The sequence below is a fragment of the Caballeronia calidae genome (assembly GCF_900044055.2).
Classification (GTDB): domain Bacteria; phylum Pseudomonadota; class Gammaproteobacteria; order Burkholderiales; family Burkholderiaceae; genus Caballeronia; species Caballeronia calidae.
This window is the reverse complement of sequence record NZ_FCOX02000008.1, coordinates 35,310-61,715: the sequence shown is the minus strand read 5'-3', so window position 1 is coordinate 61,715 and position 26,406 is coordinate 35,310. Positions and strand designations below refer to the sequence as shown.

Here is a 26,406-nt window from a genome sequence, read left to right as displayed (position 1 = left end):
CTTAGAATCCGTTTCACAGTGTTGTTACAAGATGTAACGCACTGAAACAAAGATTACGCAGTACGTAGCCGGGCAGAACTAGCCCGGTGAGGCATAAAAAAGATATCGGCAAAAAGCCGGCTGGAAATTCGGGGTTTTACTGGAAGTTGCAACCATGAACGGTCGCGAAACGCTGGAATCGATCCGGGAAATCAACCTGTCGTACATCATGCTCGCGCAGCGTCTCCTGCGCGAGGACCGCGCCATCGGCATGTTCCGGCTCGGTCTGTCGGCGGAACTCGCCGATCTGCTGTCGGGCCTCACGCTCGCGCAGGTCGTCAAGTTGGCGTCGTCGGATAACCTGCTTTGCGCTTTCCGCTTCAACGATCACACGATGCTGTCGGCCTTGACGCAACCCGCGAAGAACGCGGACATCGCGCCGACGCACGCGGCAATCCTGCTGGCTGGCCAGCCGGCCGAACAGTTCGCTTAAGAGACGACGGAGCGAGCCATGCTGAAGAAGAGCCTCACCGAAGACGCCCAGGAAGTGTTCCGCGCCATCGCGCTGATCGAGCTCGGCGCGCGCATGCAAGTGCTGGAGAGCGAACTCACGCTCTCGCGCGATCGCATGATCCGCCTTTACCGTGAAGTGAAGGGCGTATCGCCGCCGAAGGGCATGCTGCCGTTCTCGGCCGACTGGTACATGACGTGGCTCGCCAATATCCACGCATCGCTTTTCTATAACACCTATACGTTCCTGAAGAACGAAGCCGGTTGTTCGCATCTCGATGCGTTGACCAAAGGGTATCGGCTGTATCTCGAGCACTGCAACCATAGCGGCGCCGAGGCGGTACTCGACCTTACGCGGGCCTGGACTCTTGTGCGCTTCTTCGACGCGGGCATGCTGCAGATGACGCCGTGCTGCCGCTGTACCGGGAAGTTCGTTGCACACAAACATGATTTGCAGAACAACGTGGTGTGCGGGGCCTGCCAGCCGCCGTCACGCGCGGGGAAGACCAAGAAAGCGGCGGCCGCGAAGCAGGCCACTCGAGAAGCCGCTCTGGAGGTGGTGATGTCGAAGAAGGAAGTGCCGGAGCATGCGGAGCAAACGGTACTCGGTAACGTAGCGGCGTTACAGCCGCAACGGGCAGGCCTGGTCGCACAGGCCGCTTAGGCGGTGGCGGCGGCCAGCCGTTCTCCGGGGACTGTCCGTGAGGATGGTGGACGACGGGCTCGCCGCCACCGCGTTTTACTTCCGCTTGCTTTTCTCCCAGATTTCGAGACCCGGCGCCCATATCCGCGCCGGGTTTTTCATTTCCACGCCAAGTAAAATGTGTCGATGGCACGCGCTATCGAAGGTAAGGGCTTGGCTCCCGCACAACAGGGTTTTCTGCTGACTCGTCACTGGCGCGATACCGCGGCAGGGACCGAGGTCGATTTCTGGCTCGCCACCGGCGACGGCCCCAAGAAGATCCGCATCGCCTTGCAGACGAGCGTCGCGTTCATCCGCGCCGAGGATCGCGCGAAGGCCGGGCCGGTCATCGCCGGCGCGCGGGATGCGTATCTGCGCGAGCTGCCGCTGAAGGATTTTCGGCAGAAGCCGGTGCTCGGCCTGTACTGCCCGCAATACCGTCAGTTGCTCGCGCTCGAAAAGAATCTGAGAAGCGCGGGCGTCAACGTCTTCGAAGCCGATATCCGTCCGCACGAACGTTATCTGATGGAGCGCTTCATCACCGCGCCGGTGTCGTTCGAGGGCGTGGAGCGCGACGGTTGCGTGTCGAGCGAACTGAGGCCCGCGCCCGATTACCGGCCATCGCTGAAAGTCGTGTCGCTCGATATCGAAACGAGCGTCAAGGGCGATCTCTACTCGATCGCGCTCGAAGGCTGCGGCGCGCGTCAGGTGTATATGCTCGGCCCGCCCAACGGCGCACCCGCCGAGACGGATTTCGCGCTCGACTACTGCGACACCCGCGCCGACATGCTGCGCCGTTTCAACGCATGGATCGCGGAGCACGATCCGGACGCGATCATCGGCTGGAACGTCGTGCAATTCGACTTGCGCATTCTCCAGCGGCACGCCGACGACTTCAACGTGCCGCTCGCGCTCGGCCGCGACGGCAGCGCGGTCGAATGGCGCGAGCACGGCATGAACCGCAATCACTGGTTCATCTCGATCGCGGGCAGGCTCGTGATCGACGGCATCGAGGCCTTGCGCTCGGCGACGTGGAATTTCCCGTCGTTCAGCCTGGAATACGTCGCGCAGTCCTTGCTCGGCGAAGGCAAGTCGATCGACAGTCCCTACGCGCGCATGGACGAAATCGAGCGGCGGTTTCAGGAAGACAAGCCCGCGCTCGCGCATTACAACCTCGGCGACTGCGAACTCGTCACGAAGGTCTTCGAGAAGACGGAACTGCTGTCGTTCCTGCTCGAACGCGCGACCGTCACCGGATTGCAGGCCGATCGCAGCGGCGGCTCGGTCGCGGCGTTCACGCATCTGTACATGCCGCGCATGCATCGGCTGGGCTTTGTGGCGCCGAATCTCGGCGACGTGCCCGAGGAAGCGAGCCCCGGCGGCTTCGTGATGGACTCGCGCCCCGGCCTCTACGATTCCGTCCTCGTGCTCGATTACAAGAGCCTGTATCCGTCGATCATCCGCACGTTTCTGATCGATCCCGCCGGGCTCGCGGAAGGCATGGCCACGGGCGATGACGCCGCCACCGTGCCCGGCTTTCGCGGCGCGCGCTTTTCACGCGGCACGCACTGTCTGCCCGCGATCGTCGCGCAGGTGTGGGAAGGGCGCGAGGCCGCGAAGCGTCAGCGCAACAAGCCGCTGTCGCAGGCGCTCAAGATCATCATGAACTCGTTCTACGGCGTGCTCGGTTCGAGCGGCTGCCGCTTCTTCGATCCGCGTCTCGCGTCGTCGATCACGATGCGCGGGCACGAGATCATGCACCGCACGCGCGAGCTGATCGAGGCGCGCGGCTACAGCGTCATCTACGGCGATACGGATTCGACCTTCGTGTGGCTCAGGCGCGCGCGCAGCGAAGAGGACGCGGCACGCATCGGGCGCGCGCTCGTCGCGCATGTGAACGAATACTGGCGCGAGCATCTGCGCGACGCGTTCGGTCTCGACAGCGCGCTCGAACTGCAGTTCGAAACGCACTTCACGCGCTTTCTGATGCCGACGATCCGCGGCACGGAAGAGGGCAGCAAGAAGCGCTACGCAGGCCTGACGACACGCGCCGACGGCAGCGAGGAAATCATCTACAAGGGTCTGGAGACGGTGCGCACCGACTGGACGCCGCTCGCGCAGCGCTTCCAGCAGGAGCTCTATCTGCGCGTGTTCAAGGGCGAGGCCTACGAGGATTACGTGCGCGATTATGTGGGACGCACGCGGCGCGGCGAACTGGACGAGCTGCTGATCTATCGCAAACGTCTGCGCCGCACGCTCGGCGATTATCAACGCAACGTGCCGCCGCACGTGCGCGCCGCGCGCATCGCCGATGAATACAACGCGCGTGCCGGCCGTCCGCTGCAATATCAGAACGGCGGCTGGATCAGCTATGTGATGACGACGGCCGGTCCCGAGCCGGTGGAAGCGCGTCATGCGCCGATCGACTACGAGCATTACGTGAGCAAGCAGCTTCAGCCGGTCGCGGACGGCATCCTTCCTTTCATGCGCGACGATTTCACCGCGCTGATGTCCGGGCAGAAAGAACTCTTCTAGCCTAGAACCGCACGCCGAATCCCGCCTCGATGATGTCCGAATCGCGGTCATAGCGCGTGATCATGCGGTTCCACGTGACGCGCGCGAGCCAGCGATCCGTGAAGCGATAACTCGCCGATACGGATACGAGACCGGAGAAGCGGCCGTCGCCGGTACGGTTCTGCGGCAGGTCGTCGTTTTGCGTGATCGACAGATACGGGCCGATGCCGGCGGCGAGGGTGAGCTTGTCGTCGAAGAACGCGCGCGTCGCCCAGATCTGCGCGGCGAGGCCGTCACGGCGCGACTGCACGTGCCCGCCTTCGTGCAGATAGGACGCGGTGAAATCGACGTACTCCCAGAGACCGCGCCGGTACTCGATGCTCTCGGACAGATTCGTTTCCGAATCGGGACTGTTGAGGATCGTCGTGCCGAGCATGACCGTGACTTCGTTGCTGGTGACGTTGGTGGTGCGCGGCACGGGGCGCGCGCGCGGTCCGGGGCCCTCGGGCGCGTCGAGCTGATAGCCCACGCCGAAGAGAAGGGCGGTCGTGTCGGGGCCGCCGAAGGCCTGCACGCGGTTCAGCTTCATCTGGGCGATCCATCGGTTATCGAAGTAATACGCCGCACGCAGCGTGAACATGGCGCCCCAGCCGTGCGTGTTCGAATAGTCGCCGCCGGCCTGCGCCTGGCTGGTGTCGAAATACCGATACGGCCCCGCGCCCGCCGACAGTTCCAGCCGGTCGCCCCGGAGCGGCAGGCGTCCCCAGAGCTGCAAGGCTTGTCCGTCACGATGATGATCCGGGACATGGCCTTCGTTCAGCCACGAAAAGCTCCAGGCGGCATAGCGTCCGAGCCCTTCGCGATAGTTCGCTTCCCAGGAGTACGTGGTCTGGCCGCCGCTCTTGAGCGCGCCGCCGAGCAGGGAGAACTCCTGAGCCTGAACCGCCTTGCTCGCGAAGCCGAGCGCGGCGCAGGCGATCACCCAGGCGGCGGTTCTGCAATGCCGTTCTTTTTTCGTGGCTGTCATTCTGTGGACCCCGAATTGCGGAACTTCCGGCACTCGTTGCCAAGGCCGTCCGTTCGAGAATAACGGCTCAGAAGAATTCCTGCACGGAATCGATCTCATTTCGGACGCTACGCTGCGCAATGTCAAACGTTTGCGGATCGTTTGGGCGGCAGCCGGAACCGACAATCGTTCGGGGTACGTTCGAAGCCACTCACACGCGGGGTTACGAAGTCGACGCGCCTTGCGTAGATTGTCCCCATGCTCCCGTCCATTCATGCAAGCGAGGTCCGCGATGGACTCCACTCCAGTCGAATATCGAGGTTGCGAGATTTCGGTCATCGTCCGGCATCTGGCCGGCGAGTTCGTCGCGACGCTTCTCATCGAGCGGCCCGGCGGCGTGCGGCGCGCGCTCGGGCCTTTTCGCGCATTTCCGACGGCGCACGCCGCCGAGTGCTTTGCGATCGAATACGCCAAGGCGGAACTCGACGGCGCGCTCGCCGGGCGGGGGCCGCGCATCGCGGTGTCGGGATGATCGTGTTGACGGGTTAGCGCGCGGCTTGCGCTCGCGACGCACCGCGAGCATCGTGCCGATGGGCATGCTTCGCTCGCTCATTTCATCGCAGCTATGTTCGGATATCGAACGATTTCGATGGGACTCCTCCTCGCGATGCTATCGGCATGCGCGGCGTCGGGCGGACCGATGTGTCGGACGGGCGAGCAGCGCGTCGTGAGCGATGTCGTCTATTTTGGGACGGGACGCGCGAAGGGCGACGTGACGCAGACGGAATGGGACGATTTCCTTCGCGTCGAAGTCACGCCGCGTTTTCCACAAGGCTTCAGCGTGTGGCGGGCGAGCGGGCAGTGGCGCGCCGCCGACGGCTCGGTCGTGCGCGAGGCATCGTATGTGCTGCAAGTCGCGCATCCCGATGACGAAGCCAGCGACCGCGCCATCGGGGACATTCGCGAGCGCTATCGGACGCGCTTCGAGCAGGAATCGACGATGCGGCTCAGGCAGCGCGCGTGCGCATCGTTCTAGGGAACGGGTCCTGCGCCCGCCTGCTTACGCGCCGTGGCTCGCGAGCCGTCGCAGCATCCGCACGCGCGGCGCAACCGCCGCCTGCAGCGCCGGCTCGGGCTCGGGCGCGAGCTGCCACGCAAGGCCGCGCGCGCGGACCCGGCGCGTCGGCTTGACGTTCTGACGGCGACGCACCAGCGTGCGCACGGCGCGGGCGAGCGCGAGGTCGATGGCGCCGCGCCAGTCGCGCGCGATCGAGGTCGCCACGACCTTGTTCTCCCGGTTCACCTGCACCTCGACCTGACAGCGCTTGTCGACGCCGCCACGCGGCCCGTTGATGTCGGACAGGCTCACGGTCGCCTTCGAGATGAGCCACGCGAGGCGGCGAAAGACGAATTCGCTGCGCACCTGCGCCAGCTCGTGCATCGCAATGGCTTCGGGGTCGCGGGACTTGAACAGGACTTTCATTGACGCCTCCTCGTTGAACATGGAGTCAGCGTAAGGCGTCCGCCCACTGCGAAAAAGCAGAACCAACGAGACACGAACTTCGTAAAAACCGAAGCTATGGCGCGGCACTCGCGAGTACGTGTTGCGTCAACGGATGATGCCGACCGCGCCGCGACACGATGGCGTGCACTTCCTCTTTCACATCCGGTGAACGGCCGAGCCGGCGCAGGCCGCGCAACAGCGGCGCATCGCCGGCGCCGAATTCCGCGAGCGGAAACACGCCGAGCCCGCGCGCACCGAACACGGCCATCAGCGCGCTGTCCTCGAATTCGCCGACGATGCGCGCCGCGATGCCCTGCGCCTCCAGCCAGCGGTCGAGCCGGGCGCGCAGCGACGAATGGCCGGTCGGCAGCAGAATCGGCAGCGCGGCGAGACACTGCGGGAACTGATCGACGGCGCTCTTGCGCACGAGCGAAGCGGGCCCGTACCAGTCGACGGGCGATGCGACCAGCCGCTCGCTCGTCAGGCGCAGATTCTGGTTGTGCGGCGCCGCATGGCTCGCGAGCACGAGATCGAGCCGATGCAGCGCGAGCTCGCCGAGCAGTTCGTCGGTCTCGCCTTCATGGCAGAGCAGACGCAGCGACGGATTGCCGAGCACCGGCGCGAGCAGCGCATGCGCCGCGAGCTTGGAGATGCCATCCGAGAGACCGACGGCGAGACGCGCGAGCGTGCCGCTCGCCGCTTCGCGCACTTCGTCCTGGATCAGCTGGCCGATCTGAAAGATTTCCTCGGCGCGCGCAAAGGCGGCCTGTCCCGCTTCGGTCATCGTGATGCCGCGTCCAGCGGGCTTGAGCAACTGATGGCCGAGCGATTTCTCCAGCTCGCGCACCTGTGCGCTGATGGTCTGCACGGCCATGTCGAGCCGTTCCGCCGCGCGCGCGAAACCGCCTTCCTTCACGACGACCCAGAAGTAGTGCAGATGACGATAGTTCAGCATGCGCGCCTGTCCTCGCTGTTTCGCCGGTTCGGCTGATCCTTCGAAAAAACCGAAGTTTGCTTTCGATTATCGCTGATTTTTACGAGTGCCCGATGCGCCGATCATGACGCGATACTCACGGCCAATCGAACGCGTCCCCCATGGAATATCTACTTTCGCTTGCAGCCGATCCCGCCGTCTGGGCGGCGCTCGTCACGCTGATCGTGATGGAAGTCGTGCTCGGCATCGACAATCTCGTCTTCATCTCGATTCTCAGCAACAAGCTGCCCGCCGCGCAACGCGCGCGCACGCAGCGCATCGGCATCATGCTCGCGCTCGTGATGCGGCTCGCGCTGCTCGGCACCGTCGCGTGGATCGCGCGTCTGACCGAGCCGGTGTTCGCCGTGTTCGATCACGTGTTCTCGTGGCGCGACATCATTCTGCTGGCGGGCGGCCTGTTTCTCGTCTGGAAGGCGACCAAGGAGATGCACCATCACGTCAGAAGGGATGCCGACGAGACGCCGGGCGTCGCATCGAGCGTGGGCAGCATCACGGCGTCGTCCGCGATCGGCCAGATCCTGCTGCTCGATCTCGTGTTTTCCGTCGACAGCATCATCACCGCGGTCGGCATGACCGAGCATCTGCCGATCATGTTCATTGCGGTCATCTTCGCGGTCGCGACGATGCTGTTCGCCGCGCAACCGCTGTCGCGCTTCATCGAACGCAATCCGACGGTCGTGACGCTCGCGCTTTCGTTCCTGCTCGTCATCGCGATGACGCTGATCGCGGAAGGTTTCGGCACGCACGTTCCGAAGGGTTATATCTATGCGGCGATGGCCTTTGCGGGGTTCGTCGAAGGGTTGAATTTGCTTGCGCGGCGCAGGAAGAGTAGCGGGGAGGCGCGGGACCGCGCGCGGTTCGATGGCGTGTCGGGTGAGGGAACATGAATCGAGGCAGCGGATGAAAACGACGCGATTCGAACGCAAGGCCCGCGAGACACGCGATCAGCGCGGTGAACCGAATGTAGTCGCAGGCAATAGATGACGTCGGGTTATTGCCTTGAAAGCATTTGAGCGTTTTCGTCGGTCGATCGTCGACCGCACACCTCTGCCGCGCGCGCTATCGACGCACAGCGCATGAAGAATCCCGCCCCGTCCTCATACGAAATGACCATTCGTCCGTCTGGTCCTCCCCGCGCTCCACGCCCGTGCGAGAGCGGGAATTCGCCTTGCTTCTCCTCCGGCAAGTCGCTACGTTATGCAATATCCATCGCCTCATTCGTTTCGGTTCCCGAAATATTACGATGAAGGAAGGCGCATGCCGTAGTCGCTCCGATCAATCATCGTCGGAAATAGCGTGATCGGTCAGGCGCAAAGGCCGCGGTCCCCGCTCCCTCGGAACGCAGGCAACAGGAGGGAAAATGAGCCCGCACTGGGAGATCCGCACGGCGAGCGACGGCTTCGGACCCATCGCGCCGCAAGCGCTCGCTTCCGTCACACGGGTCGATCCGTATAGCGTGTGGGCCAACGCGACGCACTATCGCGATCTGGGCGGCATGCCGCGCGGCCGCATTCCGATCGCGATCGAGATGAAGCCGGGCGGCGAGACCGCCAGACAATTCGCGCAGACGATCGAGCGCAACGGATGGCACGACTGGATCCGGATGCCCGCGCTGTATCGCAATCCGCCGCCCGCGCTCGATGCGACGCGCTTCTGCACCGCCCAGATCACGTGCGAGTTCTACGCGCGCCTCGGCACCGATCTCGCGGGCCGGTTCGAGCGCTTCACGGAAACCCTGGCGGTCGCGCCGCATGCCGATGCTCCCGTGAACCCGCTGCCGCTCGCGCCCGCGCCGATGCGCGCGGAGCCCGGCAACGCGATCGTCGGCGTGATCGACGAGGATCTCGCGTTCGCGCATCCGCGATTTTCCGAAGTCGAATCCGCGGCGCGCACACGCTTTGAATGCTTCTGGAACCAGAACGATGCAACCGATTCCGCTGCCGGTCTCGGCTATGGAAGCGAGCTGTTCAAACATCAGATGGACGCGCTTGTGCACGACGCGCGTCGGTCGGCCGAAGCGTCGCAGGCGGCCGGCGGCGCGCGCGTGTATCCCTTTGACTATCCGTCTCCCACGCCGCAACATGGCGACGACCTGGACGCGCCCTTGCCGATGATCGGCGTGCAGATCAAAAAGCGCAGCCGCACGATGCGCGACGTGTTCGGCCCTTCGCCCGACGCCACCATGCTCGATGCCGTGCGCTATATCGTGCAACGCGCGCAGGACATCGGCGGTGCGGCGTGCCATGCGCTCGTCAGCATGAGTGCGGGCAATGCGGCATGGCAGCCAGACGGCAGCTCGCTCATCGAAGGCGCGCTCGATGAACTGATGGACACCGGTGCCTGCTCCGTCGTGCTGCCGTCCGGCAACGCGGAACTGTCGCGCTGCCGCAGCGTGCTGACGCTCGCGGAGCACGCGCTGGCCGAATTGCGGTGGCCGGTGCGTGCGCATGCTTCATCGCCGAGTGTCGCGGAAATCTGGCTCGCCAGCGACGGCGGCGCACCCGGCATCGACGTGCAGATCGTGCCGCCCGGCGGGATCGCGAGCCCGTGGCTCACGCTCGGCGAAATCGGCACGTACACGCGCGGCATCGACGCGATCTGCACCGTCGTGCATCTGGGCCGAGGCGCGCGCGGCAACGGGCACATGATCCTGATCGCGCTCGCGCCGACATCGACGCGCAGCGGCATGCGCCGCGCGACGGCGGGCGAGTGGCTCGTTCGCCTGCGGAACAACGGACGCGCGAGCGCGACCGCCAGCGCGTGGATGCAGTACGACGCCGACGCCGACGCTGATAGCTGAGGCGCGACCGGCCTGGTTCAGCCGCGCGAATGCAGCGCGATGATCTCCTGAAGATCGAGATCGTGCTCCAGCGAATGCAACAGCTCGTCGTGGATCTCGCCGGCGCGATGCATGCGCAGCAACTCCGCGCGTCCGGCCGCGATCGCGGCCAGCACGACGTCGTAATGCGCGTGCCGCGCGTCCGTCGGAAATTCCTCCATGTCCTCGAAGCGCTTCGTCAACCCCGCGCGATACGAGTACTGCTCGAGCAGGCGCGGATGGATCACCTTGCCTTCGGCGTCGTGCACGAGCGGCTGAATCGCGGCCAGTTGCGCGGCTTCCATGCGCGCCCACGCCTGCGGCTCGGCGAGATGCCGCGACGAGCGCTCGTGGCCGCGCGTCAGCGAAAGCCATGCGATCAGCGGGCCGATCGTCGCGCCCTGCAGCAGCACCGTGACGAGAATCACCGCGAAACCCGCGAACACGATGAGATCGCGGCCGGGCATCGCCTCGGGGATGGACAGCGCGACCGCGAGCGTCACCACGCCGCGCATGCCGGCCCAGCTGACGACGGTCGCCGCGCGCCAGTCGGGGACGGCGGCTTCATCGCCGCGTTCGCGCTTGCGGCCGGTGACGCTCCACGCGACCGATTTCACGGCTTCGACGCCGAACACCCACACGAAGCGCGACAGGATCACGACGACGATCACCGCGGCCGTCGCGGGGCCGAGCAGCGAGAACGCGTCGCCGACGCCGCCGAGCCGCACCGCGATGCCGCGCAGCGACAGCCCGATCAGCACGAACACGAGCGCCTCCAGCACGAATACGACGACCTGCCAGAACGCCGTGCCGCGCATGCGCTGCGCGGCGGTGAAGACTTCGTGCTGATGCCAGCCGACCACCATGCCGCACGTGACGGTCGCGATGACGCTCGACACGCCGAGCTCCTCGCCCGCGACGTAACTGACCCAGGAGGCGAGCATCGACGTGGTGATGACGAGGTAATCGTCCTCCAGCGCGCGCAGCAGCTTCACCGTGATGAAGCCCGCGACGATCCCGACGACGATGCCGCCGATCGCGAGGCCCGCGAAGCTCGCGACGGCGCGCGGCGCGCTGAACACGCCGCTCATCGCGGCCACGAGCGCGAAGCGAAAGAGCACGAGGCCCGCCGCATCGTTGAGCAGGCTTTCGCCTTCGAGCAGCACCATGAGACGGCGCGGCAGCGCGACGCGCTCGAGCACCGCTTTCGCGGCGACGGCGTCGGGCGGCGAGACGACCGCGCCGAGCGCGAAGCACGCGGCCCACGGCAACGCGGGCACGACGAGATGCACCGCGACGCCGACGACGAGCGTCGTGAACGCCACCGCGCCGATCGCGAGCAGCAGGATGCCGCTCAGGTTGCGCTTGAAATCGTCCCAGACGAAGAAGTACGCGCCGTACATCAGGAGCGGCGGCAGGAACACGACGAGCACGAGCTCCGGGTTCAGTTCGAATGGCGGCAGTCCCGGCACGAAGGCCATCGCGACACCGCCGACGAGCAGCGCGGCGGCGGGCGGCAGCCGCAGGCGCTTGGCGAGCACTTCGAGCGCGATGATGGCGATCAGCGAGACGAGCACCAGATTGAATGCCGTTGCGGCGTGCATGAATTGTCCTCGGGTTGGGTGATTTCTTGTGATGCAATGCGCGGCGCGACACGCAGGCGGGCTCCGTCGTGCTGCTACCATCGACGCGGGGCCGGGCCGCGAGCCGGGGTCATCGTATCCGAAAGGGAGGGAAGATGAGACGAAAGTCGTCGGGCGTGGCGGTGGCGGCGGTGCTGGTGGGCGTCGCCGTCGCGGCCGTGGTGTACATCGCGAGCTTCGGCAGTTCGCGTCACGCGGATGCGCCGGTGCCGACGCCATCCGCGCTTGCCTCACAGGACGGCGCCGCGAGCGCGGCGGCTTTCGGCATCGCGCCGAAAGTGCCCGAAGCGGCGCAGGGCGAGCAGACAGCCGCGCGATAAAACGCGGCCAGCGGCGACGCGGTATCCTTTCCGTTCACTCTGCAAGCGAACGGAGGATCGGCGCATGAACGGCAAGACGGTCATGGCGTGCATCGACGCGGCGCGCGCATCGCTCGAAGCGCATGCCGACGAAATCGCCTCGCTCGATCAGGCGATCGGCGACGGCGATCACATCATCAATCTGTTGCGCGGCATGGATGCGCTCGCCGCCCTGCGCGCACAGATCGAAGCCGAAGCCTTCGCGCCCGCGCTCAAGCTCGCGGCGGCGAAGGTGCTCTCTACAGTCGGCGGCTCGTCCGGCCCGCTCTTCTTTTCGATGCTGACCGGCATCGCGAAAGCCTCGTCCGGCGATGCGGACGATGCCGGCGTGGCGGCGTTCGCCCGCGCGTTCGCGGCGGGCGTCGAGGCCGTCGGCCAGCGTGGCAAGACGGGCACCGGCAGCAAGACGATGATGGACGTGCTCATTCCCGTCGCGGGACGCTTCACCGCGATGGCCGATGCGGGCGCGTCGAAGAAGGAAGTCCTGGACGAACTGCCGCGCGTCGCCGAAGAGAACATGCTCGCGACGCGCGACATGCTCGCGACGAAAGGGCGCGCATCGTTTCTCGGCGAGCGCTCGCGCGGTCATATCGATCCGGGCGCGCGGTCGAGCCAGCTCATGATCGCGGCCGTCTGCGCGCAGATCGCCCGCGACGATGCCTGAACACAACGAGGAGCAGGGGACATGAAGAAGTTCATCAATCGCGTGGATGACTATCTGAGCGAGAGCCTCGCGGGCTTCGCCGCCGCGCATGCGGATCTCGTCACAGTCAGCGTCGATCCGCTCTACATCGTGCGCAAGACGCTCAAGCCGGGCAAGGTCGCGATCATCTCGGGCGGCGGTTCGGGCCACGAGCCTTTGCACGGCGGCTTCGTCGGTCACGGCATGCTCGATGCCGCGTGTCCCGGCCAGGTCTTCACGTCGCCGACACCCGATCAGATGGTGGCCGCGGCGCAGGCGGCGGACACCGGCGCGGGCGTGCTGTTCATCGTGAAGAACTATTCGGGCGATCTGATGAACTTCGAGATGGCCTCGGAGCTTTGCGAGATGCCGAACGCATCGGTGCTCGTCAACGACGATGTCGCCGTCGAGAACTCCAGCTTCACCACGGGCCGGCGTGGCGTCGCGGGCACGGTCATCGTCGAGAAGCTCGTGGGCAGCTTCGCGGAAACCGGCGCCGATCTGCAGGCGTGCAGGGCGTTCGGTGAACGCGTGGCGGCGCGCATCGCGTCGATGGGCGTCGCGTTTTCGAGCTGCACGGTGCCCGCCGCGGGCAAGCCGACCTTCACGCTCGCCGACGATGAAATCGAAATCGGCGTGGGCATTCACGGCGAGCCGGGGCGCAGGCGCGCGAAGTTCGAGACGGCGAACGCCATCGCGGACGAGCTGCTTGCGGCCATCGTCGAGGACTTGAAGCCCGCGGCCGATGCGCGCCTGCTTCTCTTCGTCAACGGGCTGGGCGGCACGCCGCTGTCGGAGCTCTATCTGCTCTATCACGCGGCGCGCACATGGCTCGACGGACGCGGCCTGAGCGTCGCGCGCTCGCAAGTGGGCGCGCTGACGACATCGCTCGAAATGGCGGGCGCGTCGATCACGCTCTGCGCGCTCGACGACGAAATGGCGCGCCACTGGGATAGTCCCGTGCATACGGCGGGATTGCGCCGGGGGATGTGAAGACCGCGGTGAAGAACGCGGTGAAGCCCGCGCATCACCGGCGGCTCTCGTGCTTCGAGGATTCGAGGTATTGCTCCGCCGTGCTCAAGAGCCAGTCTTCGAATGTCTTGAGCAGCGGCGAGTTCTGCTTGCGCTCCGGATAGACGAGGTAATAGCCCTTGTCGCTCGGCAGGGAGAGATCGAAAGGTCTCACCAGTTCGCCCGAGCGAAGCTCGTGCGCGACCAGGAATCTCGGCACCAGCGCGAGTCCGAGCCCGGCCTTCGCGGCCTCGACCAGCATCGAAAACAGTTCGTATCGCTGGCCCTTCATGCTGTCGACGTCATGCACGGCCGCCTGCGCGAGCCACTGGCGCCATGCGTCCGGCCGCGCCGACTGATGCAGCAGGGTGAAGCCGGCGACGTCGCGCGGCGCGAGCTTCGCTTTCCTGCCAAGCAATCGCGGACTGCAGACGGCGGTGATTTCCTCGCCGAACAGATACCTGGCCACCGAGCCGGGCCAGACCGGATCGCCGAAGTGAATCGCGGCATCGAAGGGCGTGTCCTTGAACAGGAACGGCGCGGCGCGCGTCGTCAGATTGACGACGATGTCGCCGTGGGCCGCGTAGAACGCCGGCAGCCTCGGGATCAGCCAGCGCGTGGCGAACGTCGGGATGACCGCGAGCTCCAGGATGCCGCCCGCGTTGCGATGCGCCATCGCGGCGAGCGTGTCGCGCTCCAGCCGCTCCAGGTTCTCGCGCACCCGCTTCGCGTAGATTTCGCCGGCTTCCGTGAGGCTGATGCGCCGCTTGAAGCGGTTGAAGAGCGGCGTCCCGAGATACTCCTCCAGGCTCGCGACCTGACGGCCCACCGCGCTCTGGGTGAGCGACAGCTCTTCGGCCGTGCGGGTGAAGCTCAGATGCCGGGCGGCGGCCTCGAACGCGACGAGCGCGTCGATGCTGGGTATTTTGCGTCTCACACATCCTTCCTGTTACGCACAACGTTGATTGTTTATATCGTTTGCCGACGTTTATCGGCGCCATGAGAATGATCCGGACATTTCGTTATCCCGGTGGCGATGCCATCGGATCCTCAATCGACCGCTCCGGACCAGAACATGAACTACTTCACCGACGACGACACATTGTCATTCCAGGCCATCGTTCAAGGCAACCTTTCGACGACGAAGCGCGTCGCCGGCAAGCCGGGCAGCTCGTCGTACTCGAAGCTGCTGGAAGGGCCCGTTTCCGTCATGGCCTGCAACGTGCCCGAGCGTTCGGACGCGAATTCGGCCGCCATCCTGGGCTACAACTGAACCGGAGGGCTGCGGATGCATCGCATCGTCATTGTGGGGGGCGGGGCCGGCGGACTGGAACTGGCCACCCGTCTGGGAAACCGCCTGGGCAAGAGCGGGCGGGCGCGCGTGACGCTCGTCGATCGCTGCGCGGTGCACGTGTGGAAGCCGCTTCTGCATGAAGTCGCGACGGGCAGCCTCGATACCCACGCGCATGAAATTGCCTACGCGGCGCACTCGCACTGGAATCACTTCACGTTCGTTCATGGAGAGATGACGGGCCTCGACCGCGAACGCCGCTGCGTCAGGCTCGGCCCGATGCTCGAAGCGGAAGACGGCGGCGACGAAGTGCTTCCGTCGCGCGACCTCGAATACGACACGCTGGTGCTCGCTCTCGGCAGCCGCACGCATTTCTTCGGCGTGCCGGGCGCGCAGGAGCACGCGATCGCGCTCGACACCTTGCAGCAGGCCGAGCGGCTGCGCAAACGGCTGCTGCAGGTCTGCCAGAGAAAGCGCGCGCTGGGCGCGACCGAAGCGCATGAGGCCGTCGATGTGGCGATCATCGGCGGCGGCGCGACGGGCGTCGAACTCGCGGCGGAACTGCGCCGGATGGAGAGCACGTTGAGGCAGTTCAGGCTGCTTTCGGAAAGCCCGCGCGCCGCAATGCGCATCACGCTTCTGGAACGAGGCGACCGTGTGCTGCCGGCGCTGCCGCAAAGGGTGTCCGACACCACGCAGACGACGCTCGAAAAAATGGGCATCGCCGTGAAGGTGCAGACTTCCGTCACGCGTGTGGGACCCGAGCACGTCGAAGTGGACGGCGGGGCGTCGATCGCGGCGGACATCACGATCTGGGCGGCGGGCATCAAGGCGCCGGGCGTGCTGGCATCGCTCGATGGCGTTGCCGTGAATCACATCAACCAGGTGAAGGTGACGAGCTCGCTGCAAAGCGAAACCGATGCGAACATCTTCGCGCTGGGCGATTGCGCGAGCTGTTCATGGACGGCCGGCGTCATGGTGCCGCCACGGGCGCAGGCCGCGCATCAACAGGCGATGTTCCTGTTCAAGGCGCTGAGCGCGCGCGTGAAGGGCGGACGGGTCGGTGAATTCAGGTACGTCGATCACGGCTCGCTCGTGTCATTGGGCTCGCCGACGGCAGTGGGCAGCGTCGCGGGCATCAACAGCTCAGGCCGGTTCTTCGTGGAAGGATTCGTCGCGAAGCTGATGTACGCGGCGTTGTATCGAAAGCATCTGGTGGCTGTGTCGGGATTGCGCCGGACTGTTTTCGCGATCGCGGCGCAAGGGCTCGGGCGTTTGCTTGCGCCGAGGGTCAAGCTGCATTGATGCGGCTGCGGGGCGCGCTCCGCTGCCGTGGACGCGCTCCCGATCCCTGCCGGCGCAGGGCCGCGTCAAGGCACATTGGTCCGCACGGTCGCCGGGTTCGCGATGGTGATCACGCCGCCCCACATGCACATGCATTGCGAGAGATTGTCGAGCGCCGGCATGTTGCCGATCGGCACCGTCACCGCGCCGGGCACCCACGGCGAGACGGTCGCGGGAATGCACGGCATTGGCGTGAGCACGCCCAACGCGGCCGCGGTCGCGCTCGCCACGGCGGGATTCGCGATCGACATGCACGCGCCGAACGAGCCGATGTTCACGAGCGGCACATGATCCTGGATGTTCGCGGCGGGCGCGCCCTCCGCATTCACGCGATTGACGGGCAGCACGCTGAGCGTGGCGGGCGCCATGCCGAAGGTGCACTGGAGCATGGCTCCCATTTTGACTTGCTGTGCCATGGCCGGACTCCTTCGGGGTTCGTCATTGCGTGACCCAGCCGAGCGGCCCGCAATGCGCGAGCATCGAGTCGCGCGTGGGCAGCTCGCCGTGGGCGGCGAAGCGGTTGTAATCGGCCTGCAGCACGGGACGCACGGCGGCCGTGCTCGGCTCGGGATCGGTCTGTTTCAGCACGCGCGCGAGCGTCCACGCGTTGAACTTCGTCATGTGCCGGATCACGCTGCGATATTCCGTCACGCTCGCATCCATCGTGGCGACGCTCGCGCCGATACGCTTCGCGAACAGATCGGACGTGCCGGACAGCCCCTCGGCGTCCGCGATGCGCTTGAACCGCGTGTTGTTGACGACGTTCTGCTGCTCCCGGCAAAAAAGATTGAAGTCGTGCGAAGTCGTCCGCACGGCGTCGTTGATGAGCGGAATGTCGCGGATCATCGACAGGCCGGCGTAGATGCCCGCGGCCACCAGTACGCTCGCCGCCACCATGTAGTACTTCCAGATGCCTCTGCGCTGATACGCCTCGATCGCCCGGATGAACTGCCTGCAGCCCTGATAGCGGTCCACCGGGCTTTTCTGCAGCGCGCGCTTCACCATGTCCGCGACACGGCGCCGGATCTTCGGATTGGCGGCGCGCGGATCGGGCACGGGGCTCGTCAACTGCTGCGCCTGCACCGTCTGGAACGACTCGCCCTGAAACGGCAGCTTGCCTGCGAGCATCTCGAAGAGGATCACGCCCGCCGAATAGACATCCGAGCGATGGTCGATCGCGCCGCTGTCGCGCAATTGCTCCGGGCTCATGTATTCCGGCGTGCCGATGACGCGGCCTTCCGGCGTGCGGGCGAGACCCGCCGCCCGCATCGCGATGCCGAAGTCGGTCAGGCGCGCGCGGCCTTCCTGGTCCACGAGCACGTTCGACGACTTGACATCGCGATGCACGATCGCGCGCTGATGCGCGAAGTCGAGCCCGGCCAGCACGCCGACGATGATCGACAGCGCCTGCTTCTCGGGCAACCCGCGCCCGCCCTTGCTGTCGACGAGATCGGAGAGCGCCTGGCCGTCGACGTATTCGAGGATCAGGAAATAGTCGTCGTCGATATGAAAATAGTCGAGCATCCGCACGATGTTCGGATGATCGAGCTCGGCCTGATGGCACGCTTCCTCGTAGAACCGCTGGGTGAAGCTCGGATCGCGCGTGAGTTCGGGCCTGAGCACCTTGACGGCGTACTTGCGGTCCGGAATCTCGATGTTGTGCGCGAGGTAGACGCACCCCATGCCGCCTTCGCCGAGCTTCTTCTCGATGAAGAGGTTCGAGCGAATGGTTCTGCCGATCAAACTGTCGTCGTCGTCTCGCATGAATCACTCCGTCGAAGGGGTGGCGTTCGCAAACGCGGCCGTGCCCGCGCCGGGCGCGAGCGCTTTCATCGGCGTGAGACCGCGGCCGTTGAACGCGAGGCCCCGGGGCGCGGTGAGATAGCCCGTGGTCAGGATCAGCGCGGAGCCGTCGGCGAGCTCGAAGATGTCCTGCCGGCTGCCTTTGCCGGCGCTCGGCATGCCGATCGAGACGCCGCGCCCGTTGCCGGTGAGCGCGGCGATGAACACTTCCGCCGCGCTCGCGGTGGCTTCGTCCTGCCACAGGTACGGCGTGCGTGCGGGCGGCGTCCTGTCGAGCGTGCTCGCATAGAGGCGCGCGCCTTCGCGGCCGGTCACCGTCACGATCGGCGCGCCCTTGTCGAGAAAGAGCATCGCGGTATCGACGGCGGCGTAGAAGTCGCCGCCGCCGCAGCCGCGCAGGTCGAACACGACCGGGCGCCTGGCATCCCAGCCCGCCAGCAAGGCGGCGACCTCCGAACGCGTATTCGGCGCGAACCGCGCGATCCGGATGACCTGGAGCGAGCCTGCCGTGTCGCGCGTGAGCGTGGGTGCGTCGATGTGCGCGCGCGTGACGCTCACGGGCCGCGTCGCGCCCTTCGCGTCGGCGATCTGCAGCACCACCTGCGTGCCCGCCGCGCCGGTCGCGAGCGCGGCGAGCACCGGCAGCGGCTTGCCCGCGACCGGCGTGCCGTCGATCGATACGAGCCGTTCGCCCGCCGCGATGCCCGCGCGTTCGGCGGGGCCGTGCGCGTACGGATAGCAGATCGTCTCGCCGGAGTGGCGCCGTTCGAGGTCCATGGCGATGCCGCCGTAAGAACCTTTCGCGAGCGCACGATATGCCGCGTATTCGTCGCGGGTCATGAAACCCGAGTACGGATCTTCGGCGCCGAGGTAATCGCTCAGCATCCGCGCGACGATCTGCCTGCTGTCGGCGGGCGCGAACGCCGCCTTCCGCGCGATCACCGCGAGCGCGTCGGCAAGCAGGCGCGCTGCGGCGGCGGCGTGGTCCGCCTGGCGCGCGCCGCTGTCGCCGGCACGCTGGCCGCACGCGCAGGCGAGAAGCGCCGCCGCGAGCGCCGCCAGCGCACGGCGCGCCGTGGTCGACGTGATCCTGAGCGGGCGCGAGGAACGGTTCACCGTGCTACTTCATCTGCGCGAGCAGTTCCAGCCGCTTCTTGATGTCGGCCTTCAATTGATCGATCTTCCGCTGCTGCTCGAAGGGGTCCATCGTCGTGTTCTGCGAGAGCGCCGCGAGCGCCGCGCGGTCCTGCGTCAGTTCCGCATCGAGCTTGCGCTTGCGCGCGCGCTGCGCGTCGTTGTCGGTGGCCGCCTGCTGGTTGGCGGCCTGCAGCTTCGCGAGACGCCGTTCGAGATCCTTGTTGCTCATCTGCTTCTGGTGCAGATCGGTGCTGATCGACTGCATCTGCTGCTGGAGCGCGGCCTGTTCCTGCTCGGCCTGCGTGAGTTGCACGGTCTTCGTGTCGATGCGCCCCTGCGTGGCATCGATTTGCCGGTTCTGCTCGACGAGCGTGCAGCCCGCGAGCGCCGCGATCAGCAAGGACGCGAATATCATCGATCTGCATGGTGCGGGCATGGCGGTTTCCATCCGTGGTTCGTCGCGCTAGATGCGCTGCCGCTGCGCGGCGAGGGCGCTGGTCTCGCGCTCGGTCTCGGCAAGCAGCATCTGCTGACGCTGGATTTCCGAAGTCAGTTCCTGCGACTTCACGCTCTGCTGCGCCTGGAACGTGCGCATCGAGGTGATCTGCTTGCGCTGCAGCGCGATGTTGTCGTTGGCGAGCCTGATCTGCGTATCGAGCGCCTTGCGCTGATCCGCGAGCTGCTGCTGGTCCACCGCCTTTTGCCGCATCTGCGCGACGAGATCATCGGTCTTCTGCTTCGCCGTTCCGACGTCCTTCGTGAGCTGCGCGTTGTACGCGGCGGTATCGCTGTTCACATCCTTGACGTACTTGAGGCGCGCATCGAGATCGTTCTCATGGCCTTCGAGTTCCTTCTGACGCCTGGCCATCTTGTCGGAATAGGCATAGCAGCCGGCGCCGCCCAGCACGCCCACGCCGGCGCCGATCGCCGCGCATTTTCCCGTGTCGCCGCCCGCGACCTTGCACAGGAGCATGGCCGCGATGGCGCCGCCCGCGCCGCATTCGAGCGCCGCATTCTGCTGAGGCGTGGCGCAGGCCGCGGTCAGCGCGGCGAGCAAGCTGATAAGAACGATCCGAAACATTGCGTGCTCCTGAGTTTTTCAAACACATCCGTCCTGCGTCGCAGGAAGGTTCATCCGCTCATGACGATCACCACGCCCGCGACGATGACCGCCAACACGAACGCGGTCATCGCGATGCGCATCGGCGAGCGGAGCAGGCCCGCGCGCACCTCGTCGTTGTCGCCGTCGCCGGCGGCGAGGCGCTTCGCGAATTCGGCGCAGCCGGGAATGCGCCGCGCCGGGTCCTTCTCCAGCGCGCGCATGACGAGCGCGTTCACGTGCGCCGGGATGCCCGGCACGCGCTGCTTCGGCGGCAGCGGCGCGGCGCTCAGGTGCATCGAGAGCACGGCGGCGAAGGCCGCGTCGTCGTTCTCGTCGTCCGCGCCTTCGGCCACGAAGGGCGGCCGGCCGGTCAGCGCTTCGTACAGCACGCAGCCCATGCTGTACACATCGGACCGGTAATCGATCGTGCCGGTCGCGCGAATCTGCTCGGGGCTCATGTACGCGCTCGTGCCGACCGAGCTGCCGAATTGCGTGAGCCGCTTCTCGCCGACCGCGAGCGCGATGCCGAAATCGGACAGGTACGCATGCTGATGCGATCGATCCAGCAGCACGTTCGACGGCTTGACATCGCGATGCACCATGCTCTGCCGATGCGCGTAGTCGAGCGCCCCGAGGATTTCGGTGACGAGCGGCAGCGCGGTCTCGACCGGCAGGCGGTGCTGCGGGCTCTTCTCCAGCAGTCCCGCGAGCGAGCCGCCCGATACCAGATCCATCACCATGCAAGGCTGGCCCGCGACGCTGAACACCTCGCGCACCCGGACGATGTTCGGATGACGCAGGCTCGCGTGATGCCGGATTTCGCCGATGAAGCGATCGGCGAACTGCCCGCCGCCGCACGAATCCGCGATGATCTTGATCGCCACCTGATCGCCGTGCCGCTTGTCCCACGCGCGCCAGACGCTCGCCATGCCGCCGCGGCCGAGCAGGCTGTCGATCACGTAGGCGCCGACGTGTTGTCCGCTGCGAAAACCCATGATCGGCTCTTCACAGCACCCTGGAGCGATCGCGCGGCGGCGGGTCGTCCGGTTCATCGGGATCGTCCGGATCGTCGCGGCGCGCGTGCTTCACGGCGGCTCCGGCATCGTCGCCGACGATCCTGCGGAACACCCAGACCGTGTCGCCCGTCTTGATCTTCGCGCCATCCTTGAGATCGACGCCGGTGGTCTCGACGAACGCGTCATCGACGAACGTGCCGTTCGTGCTGCGCAGATCGAACAGTTCGTAGCGGCCGTGGCGGCAGAGGATCATGGCGTGCTCGCTCGACATCGTCGGATCGGATTGCAGCAGCACGTCGCACGGCCGGCCGCCTTCGCTCGCGACTTCCCCCTTGCCGATCACGTTGCGTCCTTCATAGAGGACGAACAGCTCGCCCTGGCGCTCCCAGGTGAAGGTGACGACGACGCCGGTGATCTTGCGGCGCACGGCGGACTGGTACGCGCGCGGCTGCCCGATGCGCTCGTCGCCCGGATCGATGCGCGTGGCGCCGGAATCGCGGTTCGGCGTGCTGCCGGGCGTGACGGTCGGATTGCGTGACATGGCTGCGCTCCTGGTTGCGTGCGGCGACACGGTGTCGGCCGAAGTCTTGTCTTTCGACTGGCTCTCCGCCCGGCACACGGGACATTCGGTCCAGCTCGGGTCCATCGGATGTCCCTTCGGACACGTGGTTCCGGTCTTGCCATAGCCGGTGGCGGACGGTGCGCCGCCCCACAGCCGGCCGATGAAGGACTTGATGGTTCTATCGCTCATGAGGCACCGCCTTCGTGGGATGCGCGCAGGGCGCGGTTGAAAATGCGCCACGTCCCCGGCACGCGCGCGATGCATGCGCGCGCGCTTGCCCGAACCGCTGCGTGGTGGATCGACTGGATGTTCATGGAACGGCTCCGTTCGTGGGGCAGTGCTTTCATGGAGAACCTTCGGCCGCGTCCGTCGCGCTCGCCGGCGCGGCGGACACCGCCTGATGTTGCGATGACGGTGCCGCCGCTCTCGCGCCTGTCGTGCGCGCGGCCTTCCTCGCGCTCTCGGCGCGCGGCGCGACATGCGCGCCCGCGTGACTGCCGGCATCGAGCCGCTTCTCCATCCGGTCGATGCGTCCACGCAGCTCATCGAGTTTGCGATCGAGATCGGCATCGGCCGCGCGCTGATTCGCTGCGTTCTCCTGAACGCGCGCTTCGAGCGTGACGAGACGCGCATCGGGTGCAGCGGCCGATGCTGGCGTCGTCGATGCGGCCTTCGACGCAGCGTCATTGACGCGGCGCGCATCATCATCGGCGCTGAAGCGCTTCGATTGCATGCCGAGCCATCCCAATCCCAATCCCAGTCCCGGCGCCAGCGCCAGCGCCAGTGCCGCGAGCGCCCCGGCGATGACGCCGGGCAGAACCCAGCGCCGCCACCGCGCCTGCCGCGCGCCATAACGCAACACCTGCACGGTCACGTTGTCCTCGCCGCCGCGTTCGAGCGCGAGCCGCACGAGCGCGTCCGCCGTTTGCTGGGGCGCATGGCCGCTGCGCATCACGCTCGCGATGGCGTCGTCCTCGACATAGCCGCACAGGCCATCCGAGCACAGCATGCAGGCCTCGCCGGGATGCACGCGCAGCCAGCCGCTCACCTCGACCTCGACGCGCGGCGCCTGTCCCATCGCCCGTTCGAGCACGCTTGCATCGGGATGATTCGCCGCCTCCGCTTCGGACAGCACGTTCGCGTCGACCATCCGCTGCACGAGGCTGTGGTCCTTCGTGAGACGTTGCAGCGTGCCGCGCCGGTCGAGCAGATAGGCGCGGCTGTCGCCGACATGCGCGAGCATGACCTGATTGCCCGACGCGAGCAGCGCGACGGCGGTCGCGCCCATGCGGGCCGTCGCGGGATTGCTGCTCTGGCCGCGCGCGAACACGGCATCGTTGGCGGCCTGGAATGCGCTTTCCAGCGTCGCGGCCGCCCCGTCCAGCGACGCGAAATCCGCCAGCTTCCGCTGCAGCGTCTCCACCGTCAGCTGCGCCGCGAGCGCGCCGCCGGCATGACCGCCCATGCCATCGGAGACGACGAAGATATCGGCGGCCCGCGCGCGGATCCAGCTCATGCGGTCCTGATTCTCGGCGCGCACGAAGCCGGTTTCCGAACGTTGCCCCACCGACCATGTGTTCATAGTGCGTATCGTCCTGCCCGCGCTGTCGCGCTCGTCTCACTCGTCTCGTTCATCGCTTCGCGGCGCGTCACGGAACGCGGCGTTCATAGCGGTTCTCGCGGCGGCCCGCTTCGTCATACGGCGCCTGACGCTCGACGCCGCGCACTTCGTAGGTCGTGCGCGCGAAGCGCAGCACGTCGCCCGGCGCGAGGCTCACGGGTGCGTTGCCGAGGCGCACATCGTTGCGCCAGGTGCCGTTGCTCGAATTGAGATCGGTGAGATAGAGCGTGCCGCCATCGAAGCGGATAGCCGCATGCCGGCGCGACACGTAGCCGTCGTCGGGAACGACGAGATCGTTGTCATCGTCCGCGCCGATGCGCACCGCCGTCTTCTCGATCGGATAAGGCTTGCCCGGATGACGCTGGCTCGTGTTGACCAGAATGGCCGCGGGCCGACCCGGCGCGGGCAGACCGAACACGGCGCCGACGCGCGTGCCCTGATGCTCGCGCACCGTCTCGGCGCGCACACGGTTCTGCGCCGGCGCTTGCGTCTCGCGCTCCGGCTCCGGCGCGCGCTTGCGGCGCAGCGCGAAGAACATCGCGAGCGATCCGGCGATGAGCGCGAGCAGTCCGGCGAACAACCCCTTCGTATCGATGGTGAGGCTCAGGAACGTGAACTTCATGTCGAGCCACGAATGCGATTGCGGCGGCGTCACGACGGGAGGCTTCGGCTCCGGCTCCGGGTCCGGCGGCGGCACGGGCGCCGGTTCATTCGTGGCGGGCGCGGCGATGGCCACGTTGATCGGAATCAGCGCGACCGGCCGTCCGGGCGGCGCGTAGGCGAGGGCGGCCGTGCTTGCCGTCGCGGTGCCGGCTTCGGACCGATAACCGAACCTGACGTCGTAGGCGGACGCCTGCGTGGTGCCGAGCTCGTTGCGGATCGCGTCGGCCAGCTTCGGTCCGCTTTCGACGAGCACGAACTTTCCGCCCGTCGCGCTCGACAGCGACGCGAGCGATCCCGACCATCGCGGCGCGAGCGGACCGAACGCGATCGTATCGAGTGGCGCCTGACGCTGATGCGCGATGTCGACGAGCGTCTCGCGCGGCATCCTGCTGCCTTCGTCCTTGCCATCCGAAATCACGATGAGCCGCTTCGGCCCGCGCGCCGGATCGTTGGCGAGCCGCGCGCCGGCGCTCGCGATCGCGTCGAAGAGCTTGGTCTGTCCGTCGTGCCCGACTTCGCCCTGAATGCCGTCGATGACCCGCATCGACGCATTCGCATCGGAGGTGAACGGCGACAGCGGCGTGATGGTCGAACCGAACGCCATGATGCCGATGCGCAGATCGGGACGCGGCGTCGCGAGCACGTCGCGCAGCGCGTTCCTGATCTCGCGGACCGCGCCCTGCATGGAGCCGCTGCGATCGATGCAGATGATCACCGTCGTCGCCAGATCGGCACCGGGATTCGACGCGGGCGTGACCGCGCTCGCCGGCACGTGCATGTCGATGCCGCCGCTTTGCAGATTCAGATTGAAGGCGGAAGCCGGAGGCGCTTCGTCAGGCGATCGCACCGTGACGATGACCGTCCCGCGTTCGGGTTGCGCGACGGTGACCGCCTGCAGTTCGGCCGCGCTCACGGACACGTTCGCGGCGAGAAGGGCTGTCAGCATCCACGCTGCACGAATTGAACACAGGCTCACGTTGCCTCCCACTGACTGACCCTGCGAATCGCGCGGCGTGCGGGCGTGACGGAAGAAGCGTTCGATGGAATGAACGCGCTTTGCGGTACGCCTGCGATCCCCAGTTATGTCTATGCTGAATATCCAATGCGTGACGGCAGGCTGAACTCGTCGTGGTCTGCGACGAACCTTGCCGACTTAACGCGCCCTCGTTGAAGAATCCATAACAACGGTTTGTCGCCCGTGAAAGCCCATTCATCGTTCACTGCATTTTCTGGGGCTGCTTATCCGGGCTTGCCGCTTGCAACGTATTAAAGGTGAAAAAAGGATCTTCCCGAAGACAAGGAACTGGCGCATTCAGCCAGCTTTAGTAGCAATCCTTGACATTGCTAGGGGCGTCGCCTATCCCTCTAATCGTCGTTCGGCGGCGAAGGGAAAGCGAATCGCGGAACCTCGCCCGAGCGACAGGTTTTTGAGTCATCCAGCAGGCGCATCTACGGTCATCCGCGTTGCCCCGGTCATCCGGCCGGCGCCGCCGGGACGCAGTAGTGACCCGGCTTCACGCAGAACGGAATCAGTCATGATCGATGACCTCGACGAGACGCTCGCAGCGCTGTTGCGACGCGAGCTTGCGCCGGGCCTGTCCGAACAGATCCAGGTCAGCTTTGAAGCGCCTGACGATCAGTTCCCGCCGCAATCCGTCACGACACCGGCCGTCGATCTGTTTCTCTACGACGTTCGCGAGAACCTCGAATTGCGCAGCAACGAGGTCCACTTCGAACGCCGCAGCGATGGCGTGACGGAGCGCATGGCGGCGCCCGTTCGGATCGACGCTTCCTATCTGATCACCGCCTGGCCCCGCGAAGGACTCGCGAGTCCCGCCGAGGACGAGCATCGTCTGCTCGGCGAAGTGATGCGCGCGTTGCTCAGGCATCGCACGCTGCCGAGGGAGCTGCTGCGCGGCCGGCTCGCCGGAAGCGATCTGCCGCTGCCGGTGAGCGCGCTGCAGCCTGGCCGGTTGCAGAGCCTCGGCGAATTCTGGCAAGCGATGGGCGGAAAACCGAAGGCGGCGATCAATTACACGGTCACGTTGTCCGTAGACGTGAGTATTCCGAAAGAGGTGAGGCTCGTCACGGAAAGAGTTTTCCGCTACGACGCCTGGATGAGCAGCGCCGTCGTGCGCGCTCGCGTGGGAAGTCAATCTTGATGG

General features: G+C 66.3%; 28 protein-coding genes. 13 read left to right on the top strand and 15 right to left on the bottom strand.

Annotation, left to right across the window (positions count from 1 at the left end; all coding sequences use genetic code 11):
- The first annotated feature begins 154 nt into the window (after positions 1-154).
- The 3 genes from flhD (at position 155) to AWB78_RS10480 (ending at position 3,706) form a co-directional block, all read left to right on the top strand.
- Entirely contained in the window at positions 155-472 is a 318-nt protein-coding gene (gene flhD / locus AWB78_RS10490; RefSeq protein WP_014250878.1) for a flagellar transcriptional regulator FlhD, read from the top strand.
- 18 nt (positions 473-490) lie between these two features.
- The gene (gene flhC, locus AWB78_RS10485) at positions 491-1,153 is read left to right on the top strand and encodes a flagellar transcriptional regulator FlhC (RefSeq protein WP_062604506.1); all 663 of its coding nucleotides are present in this window, start codon (positions 491-493) and stop codon (positions 1,151-1,153) included.
- Between the two features lie 165 nt (positions 1,154-1,318).
- Positions 1,319-3,706, top strand: a complete 2,388-nt coding sequence (locus AWB78_RS10480) for a DNA polymerase II (RefSeq protein ID WP_062604505.1) — start codon at positions 1,319-1,321, stop codon at positions 3,704-3,706.
- Between the two features lies 1 nt (position 3,707).
- Here AWB78_RS10480 and AWB78_RS10475 read toward each other — a convergent pair whose 3' ends face one another.
- A complete protein-coding gene (locus AWB78_RS10475; RefSeq protein ID WP_082883280.1) occupies positions 3,708-4,712 on the bottom strand; it encodes a hypothetical protein in 1,005 nt (334 codons plus the stop codon).
- A gap of 271 nt (positions 4,713-4,983) precedes the next feature.
- Between AWB78_RS10475 and AWB78_RS10470 the strand changes: the two genes are divergently transcribed.
- Complete coding sequence (locus AWB78_RS10470; RefSeq protein ID WP_062604503.1) at positions 4,984-5,223, top strand: hypothetical protein; 240 nt, start codon at positions 4,984-4,986, stop codon at positions 5,221-5,223.
- Between the two features lie 117 nt (positions 5,224-5,340).
- Complete coding sequence (locus AWB78_RS10465) at positions 5,341-5,727, top strand: DUF3574 domain-containing protein (RefSeq protein ID WP_232477666.1); 387 nt, start codon at positions 5,341-5,343, stop codon at positions 5,725-5,727.
- Positions 5,728-5,751: 24 nt separating this feature from the next.
- Here the strand turns inward: AWB78_RS10465 and AWB78_RS10460 are convergent, their stop codons facing one another.
- Together AWB78_RS10460 and AWB78_RS10455 are read right to left on the bottom strand one after the other, a co-directional pair.
- Positions 5,752-6,195: an HPF/RaiA family ribosome-associated protein gene (locus AWB78_RS10460; RefSeq protein WP_232477665.1), complete on the bottom strand. Its 444-nt coding sequence runs from the start codon at positions 6,193-6,195 to the stop codon at positions 5,752-5,754.
- Positions 6,196-6,268: 73 nt separating this feature from the next.
- On the bottom strand, positions 6,269-7,150 hold the full coding sequence (locus tag AWB78_RS10455; RefSeq protein ID WP_062604500.1) for a LysR family transcriptional regulator: 882 nt from the start codon (positions 7,148-7,150) through the stop codon (positions 6,269-6,271).
- A 140-nt stretch (positions 7,151-7,290) separates the two neighbouring features.
- On the opposite strand from AWB78_RS10455, the gene AWB78_RS10450 reads away from it, so the two are divergent.
- Positions 7,291-8,076 (top strand): TerC family protein, encoded by a 786-nt coding sequence (locus AWB78_RS10450; protein ID WP_062604499.1) that lies wholly within the window; start codon positions 7,291-7,293, stop codon positions 8,074-8,076.
- A 473-nt stretch (positions 8,077-8,549) separates the two neighbouring features.
- On the top strand, positions 8,550-9,989 hold the full coding sequence (locus tag AWB78_RS10445; protein WP_062604498.1) for a S8/S53 family peptidase: 1,440 nt from the start codon (positions 8,550-8,552) through the stop codon (positions 9,987-9,989).
- A gap of 17 nt (positions 9,990-10,006) precedes the next feature.
- On the opposite strand, the gene AWB78_RS10440 is transcribed toward AWB78_RS10445, so the two are convergent.
- Complete coding sequence (locus AWB78_RS10440) at positions 10,007-11,611, bottom strand: Na+/H+ antiporter (RefSeq protein WP_062604497.1); 1,605 nt, start codon at positions 11,609-11,611, stop codon at positions 10,007-10,009.
- A 134-nt stretch (positions 11,612-11,745) separates the two neighbouring features.
- Between AWB78_RS10440 and AWB78_RS10435 the strand changes: the two genes are divergently transcribed.
- The 3 genes from AWB78_RS10435 to dhaK all read left to right on the top strand — a co-directional run bounded on the left by AWB78_RS10435 (position 11,746) and on the right by dhaK (position 13,684).
- Entirely contained in the window at positions 11,746-11,970 is a 225-nt protein-coding gene (locus tag AWB78_RS10435; RefSeq protein ID WP_062604496.1) for a hypothetical protein, read from the top strand.
- A gap of 64 nt (positions 11,971-12,034) precedes the next feature.
- Positions 12,035-12,673 (top strand): dihydroxyacetone kinase subunit DhaL, encoded by a 639-nt coding sequence (gene dhaL, locus AWB78_RS10430; RefSeq protein ID WP_062604495.1) that lies wholly within the window; start codon positions 12,035-12,037, stop codon positions 12,671-12,673.
- Positions 12,674-12,694: 21 nt separating this feature from the next.
- Positions 12,695-13,684 carry a dihydroxyacetone kinase subunit DhaK gene (gene dhaK, locus AWB78_RS10425; RefSeq protein WP_062604494.1) on the top strand — a complete coding sequence of 330 codons (990 nt, stop codon included), beginning with the start codon at positions 12,695-12,697 and terminating at the stop codon, positions 13,682-13,684.
- 34 nt (positions 13,685-13,718) lie between these two features.
- Here dhaK and gcvA read toward each other — a convergent pair whose 3' ends face one another.
- Entirely contained in the window at positions 13,719-14,639 is a 921-nt protein-coding gene (gene gcvA, locus AWB78_RS10420; RefSeq protein ID WP_062604493.1) for a transcriptional regulator GcvA, read from the bottom strand.
- A gap of 138 nt (positions 14,640-14,777) precedes the next feature.
- Between gcvA and AWB78_RS10415 the strand changes: the two genes are divergently transcribed.
- Entirely contained in the window at positions 14,778-14,975 is a 198-nt protein-coding gene (locus tag AWB78_RS10415; protein ID WP_157697452.1) for a hypothetical protein, read from the top strand.
- A gap of 15 nt (positions 14,976-14,990) precedes the next feature.
- Positions 14,991-16,298 (top strand): NAD(P)/FAD-dependent oxidoreductase, encoded by a 1,308-nt coding sequence (locus AWB78_RS10410; RefSeq protein WP_062604491.1) that lies wholly within the window; start codon positions 14,991-14,993, stop codon positions 16,296-16,298.
- 65 nt (positions 16,299-16,363) lie between these two features.
- Here AWB78_RS10410 and AWB78_RS10405 read toward each other — a convergent pair whose 3' ends face one another.
- The 10 genes from AWB78_RS10405 to AWB78_RS10365 all read right to left on the bottom strand — a co-directional run bounded on the left by AWB78_RS10405 (position 16,364) and on the right by AWB78_RS10365 (position 25,187).
- Positions 16,364-16,753: a DUF4280 domain-containing protein gene (locus tag AWB78_RS10405; RefSeq protein ID WP_062604490.1), complete on the bottom strand. Its 390-nt coding sequence runs from the start codon at positions 16,751-16,753 to the stop codon at positions 16,364-16,366.
- 22 nt (positions 16,754-16,775) lie between these two features.
- Positions 16,776-18,101 (bottom strand): serine/threonine protein kinase, encoded by a 1,326-nt coding sequence (locus AWB78_RS10400; protein WP_062604489.1) that lies wholly within the window; start codon positions 18,099-18,101, stop codon positions 16,776-16,778.
- A gap of 3 nt (positions 18,102-18,104) precedes the next feature.
- Complete coding sequence (locus tag AWB78_RS10395; RefSeq protein WP_062604488.1) at positions 18,105-19,256, bottom strand: S41 family peptidase; 1,152 nt, start codon at positions 19,254-19,256, stop codon at positions 18,105-18,107.
- Between the two features lie 4 nt (positions 19,257-19,260).
- On the bottom strand, positions 19,261-19,692 hold the full coding sequence (locus tag AWB78_RS10390; protein WP_062604487.1) for a hypothetical protein: 432 nt from the start codon (positions 19,690-19,692) through the stop codon (positions 19,261-19,263).
- 48 nt (positions 19,693-19,740) lie between these two features.
- Positions 19,741-20,358, bottom strand: coding sequence for a hypothetical protein (locus AWB78_RS10385; RefSeq protein WP_062604486.1), 618 nt, complete (start codon positions 20,356-20,358; stop codon positions 19,741-19,743).
- A gap of 50 nt (positions 20,359-20,408) precedes the next feature.
- Positions 20,409-21,374, bottom strand: a complete 966-nt coding sequence (locus tag AWB78_RS10380; RefSeq protein WP_062604485.1) for a serine/threonine-protein kinase — start codon at positions 21,372-21,374, stop codon at positions 20,409-20,411.
- A 10-nt stretch (positions 21,375-21,384) separates the two neighbouring features.
- The gene (locus tag AWB78_RS46415) at positions 21,385-22,146 is read right to left on the bottom strand and encodes an FHA domain-containing protein (RefSeq protein ID WP_062604484.1); all 762 of its coding nucleotides are present in this window, start codon (positions 22,144-22,146) and stop codon (positions 21,385-21,387) included.
- Positions 22,143-22,271: a hypothetical protein gene (locus AWB78_RS49300; protein WP_269768928.1), complete on the bottom strand. Its 129-nt coding sequence runs from the start codon at positions 22,269-22,271 to the stop codon at positions 22,143-22,145. Before AWB78_RS49300 ends, AWB78_RS46415 begins: the two co-directional genes overlap by 4 nt.
- Positions 22,272-22,300: 29 nt before the next feature.
- A complete protein-coding gene (locus AWB78_RS10370) occupies positions 22,301-23,539 on the bottom strand; it encodes a PP2C family protein-serine/threonine phosphatase (protein WP_062604483.1) in 1,239 nt (412 codons plus the stop codon).
- Between the two features lie 67 nt (positions 23,540-23,606).
- Positions 23,607-25,187: an FHA domain-containing protein gene (locus tag AWB78_RS10365; protein ID WP_062604482.1), complete on the bottom strand. Its 1,581-nt coding sequence runs from the start codon at positions 25,185-25,187 to the stop codon at positions 23,607-23,609.
- A gap of 589 nt (positions 25,188-25,776) precedes the next feature.
- On the opposite strand from AWB78_RS10365, the gene AWB78_RS10360 reads away from it, so the two are divergent.
- On the top strand, positions 25,777-26,403 hold the full coding sequence (locus AWB78_RS10360; RefSeq protein ID WP_062604481.1) for a Pvc16 family protein: 627 nt from the start codon (positions 25,777-25,779) through the stop codon (positions 26,401-26,403).
- Positions 26,404-26,406: the final 3 nt, after the last annotated feature.